Source organism: Shigella sp. FC1967 (genome assembly GCF_001743005.1).
Classification (GTDB): domain Bacteria; phylum Pseudomonadota; class Gammaproteobacteria; order Enterobacterales; family Enterobacteriaceae; genus Proteus.
Genome location: NZ_MIIZ01001229.1, coordinates 1 through 459 on the forward strand (window position 1 = coordinate 1; position 459 = coordinate 459).

At 49.9% G+C, this 459-nt stretch carries 1 protein-coding gene; it reads left to right on the plus strand.

Features of this window, described 5'->3' with window-relative positions; all coding sequences use genetic code 11:
* On the plus strand, positions 1 to 343 hold a 343-nt coding region (locus tag BHE89_RS20535; protein ID WP_286146390.1), incomplete at its 5' end, for a hypothetical protein.
* Between the last annotated feature and the right edge of the window lie 116 nt (positions 344 to 459).

A 459-nucleotide genomic window follows, 5' to 3' on the forward strand; every position in this document is an offset into this window, starting at 1 on the left:
GGGGCTGTGTATGGCCGGTACTGCCATCGCGGCTCCTGATGTGCTCAATGACGACGCAAAGCTCAAGAACCTTGAGAAGGTGTGTCCCGACTGTAAGATGGTGGCAAAAGATGTACTCAATCTGCGGGTTGAAAACTGCCAGCTCAAAGACACTTCCAGTGCAATGATGATTGGCACCATGCAAAATGACCCTATGTTTTCGTTTATGCTGGCAGTACACACAGCGGCAGGCTCGGAGGCATACAAAACGGTAGTTGGTGCCGCTGGCAACCATGTTGACTGTGAAAACCCGTTGAACTGGATCAAGCTGACCCAGCAAGCGATTAAAGGAGGCAAAGTCTAATGCGTAAGAGAGATTTCTTTTTTGGAGAGGTGTATGAGGGGAGTGCAGGAGCCACTCTACGACTGAGTGATATGGAACCATTGGCAAGAAAAGTGTCGGCAGAGTTCTTCACTGCA